The sequence below is a fragment of the Vibrio sp. SS-MA-C1-2 genome (assembly GCF_021513135.1).
GTDB lineage: Bacteria > Pseudomonadota > Gammaproteobacteria > Enterobacterales > Vibrionaceae.
In genome coordinates, this window is sequence record NZ_CP090981.1 from 2,595,925 (window position 1) to 2,613,971 (window position 18,047).

The window sequence follows — 18,047 nt, forward strand, 5'->3', positions numbered from 1 at the left end:
CGAATTCAGAGAATAATCATGAAGAATGAATTAGATACCGTCATCAACCGCTACAATACCGACTGTTTAAAGTGGGATTACATGGAGAAGTGGTTAGATGTACCAAAAGGTGATGCACTTCCAAGTTGGGTATCAGACTGGGATTTTAAAGCACCTTCTTTTATTACCCAACCACTGCAAGAACGAATCGAACATGGGATCTTTGGCTATTCAGAAAGAAGTGATGAGTATTTTAACTCAGTCATCGATTGGTGGAGAGATAATCACCAAGTCGAGCTCAAAAAAGAATGGTTTCATACAACCCCAGGAAGTTTACCTGCAATTGCAATGCTGATTGAACGTTGGAGTCGCCCTAACGATAATATTTTGGTCTTTAGCCCTGTTTATCATGCATTTTATCGTACCATTGAAAACTGCGACCGTAATGTTGTTACTTCTGAATTAGTGAACAACGATGGACACTACACCGTTGATTTTGAGCACTTCGAAAAACAATTAAAAAATGGTATCAAAGCGATTATTCTATGTAATCCACATAATCCCGTTGGTCGTGTATGGACAGAAGATGAAATCAATAAAATCCTACAGCTTTGTCATCAATACGATACTTATGTCATTGCTGATGAAATTTGGGCGGATATTGTTTTTGATAAGGGGTCTTTTTACAGTTGTTTAAGAGTTGATAAGAAGTACCAAGATAAATTAGCGGTTTGTATTGCTGGTACTAAGTCTTTTGGTCTTCCATCATTTCGTTTAACCAACACCATCATTCCAAATGAAGAATCAGCGAGTGGCTTAAAATCAAAATTATTAGCCTATGGGATTGATGTTTACAGTTCTTTAAGCTTAATCGCGAATCAGTCAGCATATCGTCATGGTCGTGAGTGGCTAAATAACACACTAGATTATCTTGATAATAATAATCAAGTATTAACCACGTTTGTCGATAGTCTATCGAAGGTCAAATATAAAAAACAAGAAGCAATGTACCTTGCTTGGTTGGATTGCCGAGAAATGGGCTTAAGCGATGAAGAACTAGAAAAGAGTCTTCATGAATGTGGCGTCATTCCGACAATGGGGTATAACTTTGGGTCTGCAGGTAAAGGTTTTATTCGTCTAAATTTAGGGTGCCCGACTTCCATTCTATTAGAAAAAATAGAACGACTTCGCACTGTTTTAAAATAATAATACTCGATTTTTAATCAAAACTGTGCATTATGCATGTCGATAAATAGCAAAAAGTAAGAATATTGTGCTCAACTTAATTGGCCAATGTTTAACTTTTTATCTCGTTTTTCCAGTAATGATAAGTACTTCTGTTTACAGAAAGGACTTTACACAATAGTGTGGCTGGATAGCTCTGCTACTGACAGACTTTAACCATCTAAAGAGTCTGTCAGTAGCAGAGCACTGGCCTAATGGTATGGTCTACTCCCCCCTGTAATGGTCTACTAATATTGGAGAGTCATTAAGCTACTTTCTTTAATTCCATATATTTTTCATATAGAGTAGCATGACAAGGTATGATAATTTAAATATTCACTTTGATAGTATGCTAGCTTTAGCTTAACTTGTGCAAGAATTAGGCTACCGATGTGAACGATCAACAACCTTTAATAACGACTAACATAGAAAATAAACATCTCCATTCCAGCGATTATAAATGCTGAATAAATAATCAAGGCTAACTCACTCCTGTCGCCATAACTCTATCCATCAAAACCAAAATATATACCACCCGACTCCACAGCACGTTGAGTAATCCAATCTAAATATTTCGAGGCATATCACAATTTTGAATATTTATTCTTTCATCTTTTGCTATTTTTTATGAAAAAAAACGGCCACCGTATTTATACTCATCCCTGCTCCAAGCAAGGATGAAAGGCGTTTAGACTTCCCTCACACGATAAGAGATAAAATAAATCACCCATTTTTTCCATAAATTACGTTCACACGTAGCCGTAGATATTAACCACATATTGACCTTATATTTATATATGACACAACATATTGAAATGTAGCGTTATTAACAACGGTGAAAGGATTTTAGTCATGGGAAAAGCCAGTAGCATAAATAAAGCCAATAGAAAAGATCAAAGCGGCGGACCGTATCCACCTTTAAAGCGAACCCTTTCCTCTTTAGCGCGCATGTTTAATAGTATAAATAAAAAAACGCTAACGACAAATCAACAAGAAAAGTTTTTTATCACATTTATCTATCTATGGTTTACCGGTCAGCTTGCCGATTTACGAAAACAGAACAACAGCGCCAAAATTTCAGACTATACCTTGCCTGATATTGTACGAGTGAGGGGCTATCAGCCTTGTGGCAAAAATACTATCCGCACAGTTATGTATGGAAATATTCCCTGGGTTGAGTATGGGTTGGCCTATACCATCAATAAGGAAGTCATTTACCAATGGCAACCTATTCCCATTCAATTTAATGCCTTCTTCCAACGCTTTATTGCAAAAAAAGCGTATGACACCCCATTATTAACCAATAAAGAGCGAGAACAATTAAAACAACTTATTGAAAAGCGATGGCATTATCACGGTTTAAATACGTTAGAACGCTCGGTGTTAAGAAAAGATGTATTAATTGATTATTTTAATATCTGCGCTCACAATGATAATTTACTGCCCGCGATCGCTAGATATATCGTTATCTTTAAACATGACGCCCTCCATCACCCTTACGCTCGGTTTTATCAGTCGAGCACTACCGAGCATATTCGTGCGCACATTTTCCATAGTCATAATGATTATATTGAACGTCTAGTCGTGGGTATTCGAGAGTTTGATTGGCAAAATAAGTTTACCTATACGCGTAAAAACAAAACCAAAGACAGCAGTGAAACTCTCTATTTTATTGATGCCACCTCCACACCTCGCATTCCTGCGGAGCTTGCACCGAGCGTCAAAACCATCGCTCAACTGCACTACCAAGAACACGCCACTCAACCTGATGGTGCGATGCCAAACCTCAGAGTAGGCAGTCAACGATATACCCCTGTTGTTGATATCAAAACCTTTTTCCAGCAAATATGCGAACAAATTGACAACAAAAAGTCGCAGGTATTATCTCAAACTGAACTCATTGACTACCATAATTTATGTACTCTTCATCTTGCACTGACCTTTATTCTTTGTACCGGAACACGACCGACCCATCATATCAGTATTGAGCGTACCCGTTACTTTCCCAATCAGCACGCGACGGTCAGTGATAAAGGTCGCTATCGCCACATCATGATTAACACACATTTATCGCGACAAATTGCACATTATCAAGAACTTCAAAATACATTAATTCACACTCTCTCTCCCGTGTTTAATGTCAATAAGTGCCGCGTCCCTAAACACGTATTATGGTATTTTCTCGATGCCAAGGAAGGAGCAACATACTTATCCGCCTCCGTACTGAGAAAGTATTTAAAGTCACAAAACGCCTCCTTTGTGGCTTACTCATTGCGTCATGCATTTGCACAATATGCCCTTGTTTCTATCGATAATAAACTAACAAACTCTCAAGTTGATCACTTGATGGGACACATGAGGATGGGGGAAGATCTTGGCAATGATCATCTTTTTCCTCAACACAAAACCCAATTAATTCATCATTTAGATGCCTTAACGGTCAACTTTCAGCTGCAAGAGGTCCACTATGCACGCTAATACCCCATCTCTTTCGGTGGTTGACCAAGCAGAAAGCGCGCCAGAGACGACAATCCTATCCAATGCGGAAACTGGGTCTGTATCAAATACAAAAATCGCATACTCCACGCTATTACAAGCACTTGATACCAATGCGATTTATGAATATGCGCATAAAAATTCCAATGAGTCCCCGACAATTGAGGGACTCTCTTGGGTACTCAAACACTGGCCGATTGAGCAAACATCTGATCGAGAAATTACAAAAGATACGTTACTGCAATTAAAAGCGAGCTGGAAACATTACGCTTCGAAGTTAAAAAGTGAATTTAACACGGCGCTTAACGCCATTTTGCGTTACTTGAATGAAGTATTAGACTGGCGTTTACCGCAAGAAGAAAAAAAGCGCCTGATTGACCATGATGCTCAACATATTCAGCGTCTACATGAAGATGTATTAACCCCTCATCGACTCATTGAGCAATATCAACAGCAATTAACCACTTTTTATCATGACCGCACTCCCCTCTCTTCTGAATGGGTTGCAGTCATCGTTGCAATGGAAGTCGCGCCTCTTCCTGTAACATACTTACTTCAAATATTGAATAATCCATCGTGCATTGAAAATAATGGCACCCAAACCACACTCAGACTTGAACACCCACAACAACAATCCCTAGCGACGTCTTCAGAGCGTGTCGCCTTTACACGGTATCAATTGCCTTTATTGGCCTTTCGCGCCCTAAATGACCACCATATTGCGACGCAAAAGAAAAGATCCGTCAACCATGACGTATTTTTATCTCGGCTGACTACACTCATTAACTCGATGCTCATCCCTTTAGGGCCATTTGATCCCCAATATAGTGTCCAGACAGACAATGAAGTTCACCACCTATTACAAGCGGTCTGGTTATGTCGGGAGCAGCGACTGCCGACCCTGCTAAGAGACATTGCATACCCTCAGCGTCATGTGGCTATCGATATTGAATTACCCTCTGAAACTGACAAACAGCGAGCATTAAAAACGATTTATACTCAAAATTGGTGTGAGCCTAATGTCACCGAGCTCGCCACGCCAAAAAAAGTAAAATGGGAATATAAACAATTAATGACTCGCGCATTTAAGACGCGTTCTCGACAGATTAAATACCATGTCGATAAATGGGAGGCTGAGAATATATTGCCACAGATGGCGTGCTTGTACGTGAGAAACCTGGTTTTATATGGTGGGCAACGTAAGCATCGATTAGCAGAAGGAACTATCTATACTTACACCTCTTCTTTGCAGCCCCTATTAACCGACTTCCCACTCAGTTTTGATGCGTCACAAAATCACCTGGCATTGATGAAGTGGGCATTAAACGTGTACGAAAATACGGAACAATCTGAGAGTAAACATCATTTATTGCGCTTTTTTAAGTTTTTAAGTACCCAAGATCTCACCGATAATATTGATTTAAGCGGTCTTGGGAATCCGGTATCAATGACCCATGTTGATGCAGGGTTAATCGAGATCGAACAATTAGATGAAATTGTGGATGCCCTGCTGAGCAATAAAGAAGGTCAATTTTTTCAACGATTATTCAGTGCCTCTGCGGTGATCCTTAGCTACTTTGGATGCCTTCGACGTGGGGAAGCCACGCGATTACGTATTAAAGATATTCAGCAACAAACTGAGCAGCGATTTGAGCTCTACATCACCCATACAGGAGAAGGAAAGACCAAAGATGGGCATTCACGTTCAGTCCATCTTTATCTGCCGGCACGCTTTGCTAGTCTCATTCGAATGTGCATTAAAATTAAGCCCAAACTTGCAAAAAAAATTGGACGAAAAAACTGCTCTTCTCAGACGCCACTGCTGGGCTTTGAGGATGAATCCTTTTCATCAAGACAGCGTTATTACCTGTTACCTGCAACACGTGCCATTAAAGCGGTGTGTGGTGCGCAGTGTCGTTTTCATCACCTTCGTCACTCAGGGGCGTTTCTTTCGTATTTACAGCACCTGACTTTAGCTTATGACTTAGAGAGTGATGTGCTCCCTATCTCTGAGGGATTTAAGTCGATGCTGCAAAAAAAGTGCTGGATTCAAAATTTAACTACTGGCTTGAGGGGCTACCATTTATTGAGAAGAATGGTCATATTTTATTTGATGAATTTATCCGAGAAATCGGTCATCAGCATATTGCCACAACACGCAAACACTATATACATGGCATCGAGTGGCTCTACCCGTTTTATCGTCAGCACAATCATGAGGCAATCTCACGTCTCTACACACGGGCTGAATTAAATTATTTACTCGGATTAAAAAAAGGCTCAAACGATCTCTCTCGTCACCTAAACGCGATAAGCGAAGATTACCAACAACGCGATGCACAAGCAAAGAAAGTGACTCCTGTGTATTTGAGTGAAATGACCATCAAGGATCATCTTTTTTCAACCGCAGCAACCGCGCGTATAAAAGCAACACAAGCATCGCATAAAAAAGCGTATACACATCTCTCCACGCTACTGACTCATCTAAAAAATGGAAAAAGAGATCCTCACTCCTCAGTTCAAACCGTGCTCCCTTCTTATCAGGCCGATCTACTCAGTAGTGTGTTTACGATGCAGTTCAATCAAGAGAACCTAAACATGCAATCATCCGGATCTTCGTCATCACTGTCATCGCTGTCATCCTCGTATCTGTTTTCAGATCTCAGTCGTATCTGGTTGAATACGTCAAGACATCAGCAGAAAAAAGACAGTAAAAAGTGGATAAAATCACTGCAAACGATCCCCAATATACAGCGTATCAACGATGACAAGAATAACACCATCTTAAGGTTATCAATGGAGCCCAATCAGGCCTATGCCAAGCGTTATCATGCCGTCATTGAAGATCTAGGAAGAACGTTATTTGCCCCATCATTTCATCTAATAATGAATAGAAAAACGGACTCAACACGGACAGAGAACATCATCAAAACCTATTTTGCCAAGAGAAACACGCGTATTCATATCACAAAGAAAGATGAAGGAAAGACAGCGTTTTATATCGACCTTGAATGTAATAAAGACATCGGGCTTGCTAAAGAAACCCAAGATCAGATTTGTGAATATATTTTGTTTTATTATCAACAAAGAGAAGATTGAACCTTTAATCTTATGCACTTAACCACTGACACTGACCACATCAAAGGGTGTGATTAACAATATAGAGACAAAAAGGAATCACTATGCCAAATCAAGCCACGTTACACATCCCGTTATCACATGTTCCTTATCTTAAGGACATCAATACGGCATTGATGAAAAAAAGTGATGATTATATTGTCACGTTCTTATTGGATAGTGAAAACGATTGCTGTCAAATCATCGGGGGGCATGACAGTCGCCGTTATCTTGCTCTTCACTTTCCTTTGAGTGATACGTTAAACACACGTCATCCTATCGGTGATTTTGCGATACCAGGCTCCGTGTTTACTGACTGGTTAGAGACCGCTATCGACAGACAACGAAGAACATTAGAACCTTTTTTGTTTATAGGATTAAATAACCACCCTAGTTTTCAGACACCGCACTTGGTTTTCTATGATTTAAAAGCACTGTCTCTTCCGACCAACGTTGATCATTGCGTTAACGCTGAAAGAGTGCAGATCATCTTGGATAATAGCTGTCGTCGAGAACTTCAAACCGATCTCCCATTTGAGCGACACGTTGAGTTTTACCAGCAAGATAATCAACGCCAATATCAGCAAGTCTCTAAACAAAGCTGTGAGCAATTATGTTATGAAGCCGAGCATTATATTCCCTTAGAGATGATTGAGTTTGATCCAGACGGGAACACATTAAAAGTGATGCGAGATGGAAATATTGAAATCAAAAAGACCCAACTGCCTTGTCGATTAGATAAGCCCCTTATTAGCACGCAAGAAGGGTTAGAGTTACTTGCCATCGCGGCAGAAACAACCTCAGATGCGTTCATTTCTATTGTTCAAGAGAGTGAACAGCTCATTATCAAAACATCAGATATGCATGCGGCTATTTCACTTGAGTCCATTCATCAGTTTAAACGCCTCATGGAAGAAGCGATCAACCATATCGTCCAATTTACAATAGACTTTCTCCCCTTCAAAACAGAGCTTGCCATTCTGAGAAAAAATAGCATGCTTCATCAAGACACCGCCATGCTGGTTATTCAACAACCACAGTCTTATGTCGTTGCATTAGATCATGATAAAAATGAATCACATATCAAACCAATCATCATTGATAATTTATCCAAGCACTTTCAAGAACAATATATTGTCCAAATCAATCTAAAAGAGTTTCAGCATTTAAAGGTAAAAGATATCACGACAATGAGACAAGTCAGGGTCAGCTTGTATCAGCGTGCAAACTCACGAGAACATCATTTAGGCTTCTATAAAGACTCAAGCCATAAAGAGCCAGACCAATCACTGCCCGTTTTAATCATCAGCGATCGTAAAGTACAAGATTTGGTGAAAAAAACCATTCATGAAACGGAAAATGATCCCAATAAATGCGTCACGAAGCCACTACAACAACATACTAACTTCAGTCTAGATCTAGACGTGGATTTAGGTGACGTGGATTTAGATGAATCGTTTTAACTATCGTAGCCATCTGGATAAAAAATAGAACCTTAATCACAGCGCGGGTCTTCATTTTAACCGATGTTTATCGTGGTAACGTGAGAATGATTGATGTCTTAACATCAACCATGTCGTCGGTAAGTCTGCGTTAACTAGCAATCATCCAGTAAGGGCAGTTCAATGAAGAGGGAGACGGTTAGAAGACTAAACGGTAATAACGGATTTATCCTCATCCTCATCCTCATCGGGAGATTGTTTCAGTTTCTCGATATGAATAGGCTTCATTTACGCTAAACATGAAACTCGAAGTTAAGAATACCGGTGGCAGAGAAAATAAAGACAATAAAAACAGGTAGATGAGAAAAGTCGCGAATAATAAGAGAAATGAAGAAAAAGAAAAGAGATGAAGCGTGATAAGAAAAATCGAGAAAGAAAAAAGGTAGGAGATACATAGCTCGAAATATCTATACCCTTCATATTTGGCGTTGTTAGGTTGTTGGCTGCACTCGCCCGCCCCAATCATATAGTACACCTATACTCATGGGGTCTCACTCACTTGTCACCTATTTGAAGATCCAATGACTTTAAGTATAAGTTTATGTATATAGATCATATTTTAATATTATTAAAAATGATAAAATAAAAGAAAAATAAGGTATTTTTCTTTGTCTTTTATTGAATCATTTACATTAATGTTAGCGCTTATTTATAGCGCAATGCTTTTATATACAAGCGGTAAAAAGTTCGGGGCAATATTTGTCTTTTTGATGGTATTAGTCGCAATAACGACGGCGTTTTATTGGCCTCTATTATTTGCTTTAATAGGCGCTGTTATTGTTATGACAGCGATGTATTATTGTAAGAAAGAGTTGATTGAAGCACAACAAAGACCCAACTTTTTACGCAATCTATGCCAACATTCGATGGCACTCTCTTTTTTCTTTGTTGCATTACAATATAGTCTTCACACTGCGATGTTAGCGATGAATATTAGTCCTGATTTTTTACGTCCAGATGTCGTTGATGCGTTCTTACCAATCGCTGCAGCGATAGAGCTTAAAGCCATTGTGACGCTAGGGTATTGGGATCCTGTCCATCCAGCAGGGGCCGTCATGTTGCTTACTGTGATGGTAACGGGTGTACTTTGTAAGCGAGCCTTTTGTGGTTGGATCTGTCCAATTGGATTGGTTGGAGAATATATTTATAACCTTAGAACAAAATACTTTAAACACGTCATCAAAATACCTCGCTGGTTGGATTGGCCACTACGCTCATTAAAATATCTGTTATTAGCTTTTTTTACTTTTATTTCAGTGGGCATGCCAATCAACAATATTCCTTACTATTTAAAAGGCAATTATCACAAAATTGCCGATATTAAAACCGCATGGGTGTTTGTTGATCCTGGGTTAATCACGCTATCTGTATTAGGAATAATTTTAGGGTTGACGTTATTACAAAAGCGGGCATTTTGTCGTTATTTTTGTCCTTATGGTGCTTTGTTAGGGCTGATTAGCTTTGCTAGCCCATTAAAAATTAGACGAAATAAAGTTCATTGCTTAAATGAACATGGTGATTTGAGTTGCAATAAATGCACAAGAGCTTGTCCATCTAATATTGTTATTCATACTAAAGATCAAATCCGTACCGATGAATGTCAGGCGTGTATGAGTTGTATTTCTGCTTGCCCTAAAAAAGAAGCGCTTGGATTTAAAACTAGAAATGGTTGGCAGGTATCAAGTAAATCGTTAATGGTTATCGTTTTAATTATTATGTTTGGTCTTCCACTTATCGCTTATACAGCAGGATTTTGGCATAGCCAGACCAGCAATGAGGTTCGAATGCAGTTACTTCAAGTGATGAACTACATTAGCCATTAATTTATCCTCATTCCTACTTGACGTTGCTAAATAGCGGTGTTTGTCAAGATAGTTGGTGACGACAAATGAGAAAAAATAACACCAATACAATGCAATGGTCTTATCATTTTAAGTGAGTACCTTGGTTTATTTTAGTGTCGCTAGCCTTGCGAATTTTTCCTTATGAGGCAAGCTCATAAAGTAAAAACCGTTCGCTTTATGATAAAGATAAAACAAATATTGTCTCATTTTTAAACAAAAAATACTGGACAAATACACAGCTTAGATTATGATAAATGGTAATTATTTAATCAATTGGCTAAGACGGTTGTTCATGGCTTTGCGATTAGGTAAGAGAAAGCAGTTGGAGTAGGAAGGCGGCAACCTCCCTACCCCGTATCGGCTGCACTGACGTTTAAAGCAGACCCAGCCGATGGGTAAATTCTAGCGAATTCCATCGGATAGGGACAGATCTATTTTGATGGAGGCCGTGATATGGCTCACATTCGCACACGTCCAAATGGACGTATTCAGTTTGATATGCACATTTATGGTCAACGTTTCCGTGAAGGCACGAAAATGATGGCTACCCCAAAGAACCTCGCTATCGCTAAAGCACAACTCAAGCAGATGAATGCGGAGATTGATTTAGGGACTTTCCAATACCGTGACTACTTTCCAACAAGCAAAAAAATTGCTCTGTTTGAACAGTTACAGCGTGAAAAGCACCCTGATAGACTCTTCCCCTTTTTTGATACTTATGCCAACGATTGGTTTGAGCGTCAAAGCCCAAAATGGAAACCGAGTTATTGCGAATTTGTTCGTATTAACCTTGATCGCTATTTAATTCCAGAGCTAAAGAATCTATTGGTCAGTGAAGTAACGCTCTATCACATTGAGCAGTTTCGTTATCAATTAATGGATAGTAATAAAGATCGCGCTAGACCCTTGTCGAACAATCGTATTAATAGTATTTTTTGGACGCTCATTGCTATCATGCATGAAGCATCGGATGTCTTTAAGTTTGATTATCCCTTTAAGCGTTATAAGCCCTTGCGTCATCAAAAATCGGATGTCAATCCATTGAGTGTCAGTGAGGTTGAATGCTTTTTAAGTACCGTTGATGAAACATGGCGAGACTACTTTATTGTTCGTTTCTGGACAGGGATCCGAAGCTGTGAGGCGCATGGTTTAATGTGGAAACATATCGACCTAACCCATCGCTTAATAAAAATCCGCCAAAACTGGGTCAATGGAGAGTTAGGGGCGTTAAAAACAGAAAGCTCCCGCCGTGACTTAATCATGAGTGAAACTTTATTGGCTGCGTTTGAACAAATAAAAGCCAAAGCCGATGATGCCAGTGCTGATGCCTTTGTGTTTATGGATAAAAATGGGCGTCCTCTTGATACTCACTATGTGAGTAATAAAATCTGGCACCCAACGCTGAAAAAAGCTGGATTGAAAAAGCGACGCGCGTATGAGACTCGCCATACTGCGGCAGTCTTACATATCAGCGCCTTAGAAAACCCGCTCTATATCTCTCATATGCTCGGTCATAGCGATACAAGTTTATTATTTGATGTATACGCACCTTATGTGGCCAATGCCGCAAGAGAAGATGGGAAGAAGTTTAATCAATTAATGGCTGATGTTGGAGGAAAGCGTTATGTCTGAGGCATTATTGAAAGAGTTATATTTTGCTGAATTTTATTTATCTGGTCCAACACAGCTTGAGTATTTTGCTGCGGGTATGGCCGACAATAAAATAACTATTGAAATGAAATTAAAGCAACTCCATGACGTTCACGATACAAAGGGATGGCAATATTTAGAAAGAAAAGCCAACGCTCATTTGAACGTACTTAAAAAGAACAAAAAAATGATGATTCTCCTTAATAAATACAAAGCGTACTTATTAACGCCATCAAGTTTTAGATCACAGTTTTTTTATGACATAGATAGCCACCTTAATGATAAAAAGTTAGCCCTTGTGATGTTCTATTATTCTGCTTTAGGGACAAAAGACAGTATTGAGCGAAAAACATTATGGTTAAGGCATACTCGACATTGTCTATACCTTCTGCAAGCGATAAAGCTAAAGTCAATATTCCCTGATGCAGCCATAAAGTATAATGCGATGTCTGTCATTATCGATGATATGACCGAGAAGAGCTTATACTATTTTAGCCATGACTCTCATGTGACATTTCAACATGGTGCTTATCAAATTAAGCATAGGCCCTTATATTGTCATCAAGATCTTAAGGATTTTGTCAGTCTGAAAGCAGTAAAATAAAAACTAAAAAGCCAGACTCAATATTGTATTGGGTCTGGCTTATCTAAAGATATAATGACTTAATTAATAAGCTATTATTTAATCGTTACTGCATCTGCAATATGTTGCGCCCAGTCTTGAGCTAAATCTTGAGTTTTCGCCTCAACCATCACGCGAAATACGGGCTCAGTACCTGACTTACGCAGCAAAATACGACCAAGTGCATCACTGTCACCCACATTGAGTGCTTCACTCGCTTCAGAGACCGCTAGCTTAACAGCATCACTTTCTAATGGATCAGTGCCTTCTTTAAATCTTACATTAAGCAAGATTTGAGGCATCATGTTCACATCTTGCGTCAACTCTGTAAGTGATTGCTTACTGTGCGCCATCGCTTTTAAGACTTGAAGTGCAGCAACAATTGCATCCCCCGTCGTAACGAGCTTGCGGCAGATAACATGACCAGAATTCTCACCACCTAAATACCAATCACGTTCAAGCATTTGCTCCATAACATAGCGATCGCCTACATTGGCACGTATAAATGGAATACTTAACTTACCTAAAGCAAGCTCCATACCCATGTTAGTCATTAATGTACCAACAACGCCACCTTGAAGCTGCCCTGTCAGTAAAGCATGTTTAGCCAAGATATAAAGGATTAAATCACCATCGATGATCTTACCATCACGATCTACCATCATGATACGATCACTGTCACCATCTAATGCAATACCGACATCTGCGCCGACTTCAAGCACTGTCGATTGGATTAACCCCATAGAGGTCGCGCCACACTCTTTATTGATGTTCATACCATCTGGATCAACACCAATTGCGGTAACTTTGGCACCAAGCTCACGGAACACTTTAGGTGCAATGTCATACGCCGCGCCATGAGCACAATCGACAACAATATGCAGTTTCTCTAAAGATAACTCTGATGGGAAAGTCCCCTTACAGAATTCAATATAACGCCCAGCAGCATCATTCAATCGGCTTGCTTTACCAAGCTCAGCTGAATCAACACATGTCAGTGGTTTATCAAGTTCGGCTTCAATCGCAAGCTCGATATCATCAGGAAGCTTAGTCCCTTTTCCTGAGAAGAACTTAATACCATTATCATAAAATGGATTATGTGAAGCACTAATAACAATACCCGCTTCAGCACGAAATGTTTGCGTTAAATAAGCAACTGCAGGTGTTGGGATTGGACCAGTAAATACAGCACTGACACCTGCAGACGCCAAACCTGCTTCTAATGCCGACTCCAGCATATAACCAGAAATACGCGTATCTTTACCAATAATCACTTTTTTAGTGCCAGCACGTGATAAAACTTTACCTGCAGCCCAGCCAAGTTTTAATGCAAAATCTGGTGTGATTGGGAACTCACCCACTTTACCGCGAACACCATCAGTACCAAAATATTTACGTGACATCTTTTTATTCCTATATTGTGCGCATTTCTATTATGTACGCTGACTTTCAATGAATATGATATTTAGTGTTATAAAGGAAACTTAAAATGCAATGGTGTATTTGGTCCACACATCAAATTGGTTATCATTATCGATATCATTTTCATACGTTGAATAAGTATAGCTAGCCCCAGTTTCCATTTTCCCTATCCAAATAGGGTAAATGTAACTAAAGTCAAATTGAGTCGCTTTTTCAGCAATGAGAGCAACTCTGTTACCACCTGGAGGAGCTGCATTAGTATTATCTTTATTTAAATCTAAATACCGAAGGTTACTTTTCCATTGATGACCATTTGCAGAGTTTCCTATAAAGCCTAACACATAAGTTGTGCTGTCATTATCATACGTATTCCCCAAGCTTCGACCGTAATAACGATACCCTTCAGTGTAAGTGCTGTGCTCATATGTACAATTAGGGAGGTTATCCCGGCATTGGTTATCGGTATATTCAAAAAAGGTTTTTATCGCTTGGTTTCTGATTTGATAGGTAATATCCGCGCCATAAAGATAACTTCTCTTACCAAATGGAACAGGGAAACGCGACATATCAAAACTGTCTTCACCATAAATTTCCGTATACAGACCATAAGGAATCCCAAACGCTGTATCACCCCAGCGTGCATCCACTGTCGCTCCTTGATTAGCAACATCAATAGGATCATCAACAGTCGTATTCGAATCACCACTTAGCATTTTCCACCAAGCATTCGCATCGCAACTTTGATCATCTCCACACATTTGAGCTGTACGTGAAAAGCCAAGCTCTAACTGGTGGATGGGTTTAATGGTACTTCTAAATTTCCAAAGCAGAGTATTATCGACCGCGCGATAATCATCATCATTCATCCAGCCTAAACCTGTTGTTAATGTCCATGGACCCAACCATTTTAATACAGGTACATCAAATGCTTCAGGATTATTTCGTGTTAAATTAATAGAAGGTATAGGACGAGCATTGGTACTCATAATAAGCCCAGTATCCCAACCCGGGCCATAAAACTCACTATATTGCCCCGCACTAAAGATCCAGTTTCCCCATATAGCACTAATATAACTACCATCCATACGGAAATCTTCGTCATCTTGAGCATCTAGCGCATAAGTGGCTTCTATATTATAAGCAAACGCACCATCCATCCCACTCACACCAACAGTAGCTTCACCTTTTTCACGTAAAGGAGATCCAAAGTGTTGAAAGCGAGCAGCTTCATCGGTTCCACCACCCACGGAGGCCTCGACAACATAATTTTTCCGATGAATACTTTGATAGCGATGCTTTACGCGCAAATAAGCATCTTTAATCATCGGAGAAACGTCCGCTAATTTAGTACTACTCGTTCTATTTAAATTACCAATGACACCACTCCACATAAGTGGATACGTGGTGGTTGGTACCGTAATGATGCCTGCATCGGACAATGTTTGAATATCAGCACGCAAATGTAAATCATCTGCCTCAATCCATTGATATGAGATAGCTGATGCGCCACCACTGATAAATAATGATGAAAGAAATCCATACCGTATGAGTTTTTTTAGCAAAATACGTCCTTAACGAAGGTTAATTGATTAATTAACAACTTCTTGTAATTTTGATTTTTTATTGATTGAAAATATTGTTCTAATAAATATCGTTAACTTCCATGAATGTGACATCATATAAAAATGACCACATGCCATGAGTAAAAATAGACCAAGCATCATCACTTCGGGTATATCAAAAAGCTCACCAACAATACCAATGGCTGAATAAACTAAGGCCAATGCACAAATGAGACTTAATGATTGTCGTGAAGATAATCCAATCCGTTGACAAATATGGTGGAGGTGTTCTCTATCTGGTTTAAATGGCGAATCACCACGTCGAATACGACGCACCATAATAACACCCATATCAATAAGTGGAATAGCAATAAACCACAACGCCGTCACAGGTCTAAACGCAATCGCTGCTGGATCGGTATTTTGTGTCGTAGACAGGATAAAAAAGATAACCGAGTAACCAATTAACATACTGCCCGCATCACCCATAAACACCTTTCTTTTACGCCCAATAAAACCAAGATTAAAGAGCACATAAGGAACAATACAAACAATAAAGACTAGGCAAAAGTAGGCAAGTCGATCATGGCCGTTAAGAAAGCCCAAGAGACCAATGCTCGCAAAACTGACTATACTTAAGCCACCCAACAATCCATCGATACCATCGACCATATTAAAGGCATTGATGGCTCCAACAACAGCAAGAATAGTCACAATCACACTCAACCAACCAAGCTGAACCGTACCTAGATTAAAGAGATTACCTAATGTATGTAAATCAACATTCGCAATATAGATCATCGCAAGAGACAAACAAACCTGAACAAATAAGCGAATTTTGAAACTAATATCACACTTATCATCCCAAACGCCTACAGCAACCAAAATAACAATAGATGTCGCATAGAAACCACCTAGTGGAAGCGATTGATAATTAATAGAGATAAAGAAAAGAAGAGAAAGAAGGATGGATATTCCTCCAACTAAAGGGATCACACCTTTGTGATGTTTTCTCGCATTGGGTTTATCAACTAATCCGACGACGACGGCAAGCTTTCTTAAAGAGAATAGAGAGGTTATCGCAAATAAAAAGATACCAATAAGTTCAATAACTGCATACCACATTGTTTCATCCTTGATTTTCAATCTTTACCATAATAAGGCAATTAAGATCCCTACAGACTCAATAAGTCGGTAGGAATACAAAATATCTACTAACTCAACATATTAACGCTATTCTCGTTGAATCAATGTACCCAATCCGTTTTTATTAATCACTTTTTAATATCTGTATATGACACGTACTATTTAAATTTTCTACGTTGCAAACGAATATATTTCGTCAGCTTAAATGCGTGTGTAATAGCATAATAGTGCCAAAATCCAAGGATCAAAAATAAGATAAGCATGATGCTTTCTCTTACATGAAGCCACTCCCCCATCATTCCGATAAACGAATATATGGAAGCGATCAATAAAATCAAGCCAAGTGACTGTCTGGAGGTAAAACCAATACGTTGACAAATATGATGGAGGTGCTCTCTATCTGGCTTAAAGGGTGAATCGCCACGACGAATTCGGCGGATCATAATGACGATCATATCAAGTAATGGGACAGCGATAAACCATAACGCCACCACAGGTCGAAAAGCACGATGATCAGTAATTGTTTGTTGAGTTGCAGCAAGTAAAAAGACAATAATAGTATACCCAATCAGCATACTACCAGCATCACCCATAAAGACTTTTCTTTTTTTGCCAATGAAACCCAAATTAAATAATAAATAGGGAAGAATACAAACAATAACAATTAAACAATGGTAACTGATTCTTGGCATTCCATTTAAGTGCGTCATAATACCGATACTAGCAAACGTAACGATACTTAACCCACCCAATAAACCATCGATCCCATCCACCATATTAAACGCATTAATTGCACCAATAACAGCAAAGACTGTAATGACGGAGGCTAATATTCCGAAATCGATATGACCGACCTCTAAGATATTACCCACCGTATGCAATTTTATATTAACCACAAAGACCAAGATTAATGACAATACCGCCTGAACAAAAAGTCGAATCTTGAAACTAATATCACACTTATCATCCCAAACCCCGACAGCAACAAGAACGATCACAGAAAGAGCAAAGAAAGGGGCGATGGTGATGGATTCATAGTGTCGAAAAAGATAAAAAAGCAGAGAGATAGTGACAGATAGACCACCGACAAGTGGAATTGAACCTTTATGATGTTTACGTTCATTGGGTTTATCAACAAGTCCAACTTTAATGGCGACTTTGGACAAAAAGTAGAGCGATGTCATCGAAAAAAAGAAAGTAAAAAGAAGTTCAAATATATTATGTAACATAGTTCGTCTTAATCATTAATGGTCGGTTAATTTAAGTTAAATACATTTTGAATTAATTCTAGTCGCATATCAAATTTAACCCAATAGAAATGCGATAACTTCAGCACAAAAAACCAAATCAGTCTGTGCAATTAACATTTGGCTGACATGACGAGTATTATAATATGGCAAGTAGGCATGAAGTCATATTGCTCCTTAATAAAACATCACGAAAAAGTCATGAACATCCCTGCCACATAAGGTCTGAGAGCAAG

The 18,047-nt window shown here is 39.1% G+C and carries 12 protein-coding genes; 8 read left to right on the forward strand and 4 right to left on the reverse strand.

What is annotated here, in order from left to right; translation table 11 throughout:
• The first annotated feature begins 18 nt into the window (after nucleotides 1-18).
• The 8 genes from L0B53_RS16150 (at nucleotide 19) to L0B53_RS16185 (ending at nucleotide 12,416) form a co-directional block, all read left to right on the forward strand.
• Complete coding sequence (locus L0B53_RS16150) at nucleotides 19-1,185, forward strand: MalY/PatB family protein (protein ID WP_235060628.1); 1,167 nt, start codon at nucleotides 19-21, stop codon at nucleotides 1,183-1,185.
• An 870-nt stretch (nucleotides 1,186-2,055) separates the two neighbouring features.
• Nucleotides 2,056-3,681 carry a hypothetical protein gene (locus tag L0B53_RS16155; RefSeq protein WP_235060629.1) on the forward strand — a complete coding sequence of 542 codons (1,626 nt, stop codon included), beginning with the start codon at nucleotides 2,056-2,058 and terminating at the stop codon, nucleotides 3,679-3,681.
• Nucleotides 3,671-5,953 (forward strand): hypothetical protein, encoded by a 2,283-nt coding sequence (locus L0B53_RS16160; RefSeq protein WP_235060630.1) that lies wholly within the window; start codon nucleotides 3,671-3,673, stop codon nucleotides 5,951-5,953. The genes L0B53_RS16155 and L0B53_RS16160 overlap by 11 nt, the downstream gene beginning before the upstream one ends.
• Nucleotides 5,954-6,051: 98 nt before the next feature.
• Nucleotides 6,052-6,798 (forward strand): hypothetical protein, encoded by a 747-nt coding sequence (locus L0B53_RS16165; protein ID WP_235060631.1) that lies wholly within the window; start codon nucleotides 6,052-6,054, stop codon nucleotides 6,796-6,798.
• Between the two features lie 83 nt (nucleotides 6,799-6,881).
• Nucleotides 6,882-8,279, forward strand: a complete 1,398-nt coding sequence (locus tag L0B53_RS16170) for a hypothetical protein (protein WP_235060632.1) — start codon at nucleotides 6,882-6,884, stop codon at nucleotides 8,277-8,279.
• Between the two features lie 647 nt (nucleotides 8,280-8,926).
• Nucleotides 8,927-10,141: a 4Fe-4S binding protein gene (locus tag L0B53_RS16175; RefSeq protein WP_235060633.1), complete on the forward strand. Its 1,215-nt coding sequence runs from the start codon at nucleotides 8,927-8,929 to the stop codon at nucleotides 10,139-10,141.
• Nucleotides 10,142-10,615: 474 nt separating this feature from the next.
• Complete coding sequence (locus tag L0B53_RS16180) at nucleotides 10,616-11,794, forward strand: site-specific integrase (RefSeq protein ID WP_235060634.1); 1,179 nt, start codon at nucleotides 10,616-10,618, stop codon at nucleotides 11,792-11,794.
• Entirely contained in the window at nucleotides 11,787-12,416 is a 630-nt protein-coding gene (locus L0B53_RS16185; RefSeq protein WP_235060635.1) for a hypothetical protein, read from the forward strand. Before L0B53_RS16180 ends, L0B53_RS16185 begins: the two co-directional genes overlap by 8 nt.
• 74 nt (nucleotides 12,417-12,490) lie before the next feature.
• Here L0B53_RS16185 and glmM read toward each other — a convergent pair whose 3' ends face one another.
• From glmM to wecA (L0B53_RS16205), 4 genes are all read right to left on the reverse strand, one after another.
• Nucleotides 12,491-13,837, reverse strand: coding sequence for a phosphoglucosamine mutase (gene glmM / locus L0B53_RS16190; RefSeq protein ID WP_235060636.1), 1,347 nt, complete (start codon nucleotides 13,835-13,837; stop codon nucleotides 12,491-12,493).
• An 81-nt stretch (nucleotides 13,838-13,918) separates the two neighbouring features.
• The gene (locus L0B53_RS16195) at nucleotides 13,919-15,418 is read right to left on the reverse strand and encodes a capsule assembly Wzi family protein (RefSeq protein WP_235060637.1); all 1,500 of its coding nucleotides are present in this window, start codon (nucleotides 15,416-15,418) and stop codon (nucleotides 13,919-13,921) included.
• 27 nt (nucleotides 15,419-15,445) lie between these two features.
• Nucleotides 15,446-16,543 carry a UDP-N-acetylglucosamine--undecaprenyl-phosphate N-acetylglucosaminephosphotransferase gene (gene wecA / locus L0B53_RS16200; protein WP_235060638.1) on the reverse strand — a complete coding sequence of 366 codons (1,098 nt, stop codon included), beginning with the start codon at nucleotides 16,541-16,543 and terminating at the stop codon, nucleotides 15,446-15,448.
• A gap of 179 nt (nucleotides 16,544-16,722) precedes the next feature.
• Complete coding sequence (gene wecA, locus L0B53_RS16205) at nucleotides 16,723-17,793, reverse strand: UDP-N-acetylglucosamine--undecaprenyl-phosphate N-acetylglucosaminephosphotransferase (protein ID WP_235060639.1); 1,071 nt, start codon at nucleotides 17,791-17,793, stop codon at nucleotides 16,723-16,725.
• Nucleotides 17,794-18,047 lie beyond the last annotated feature (254 nt).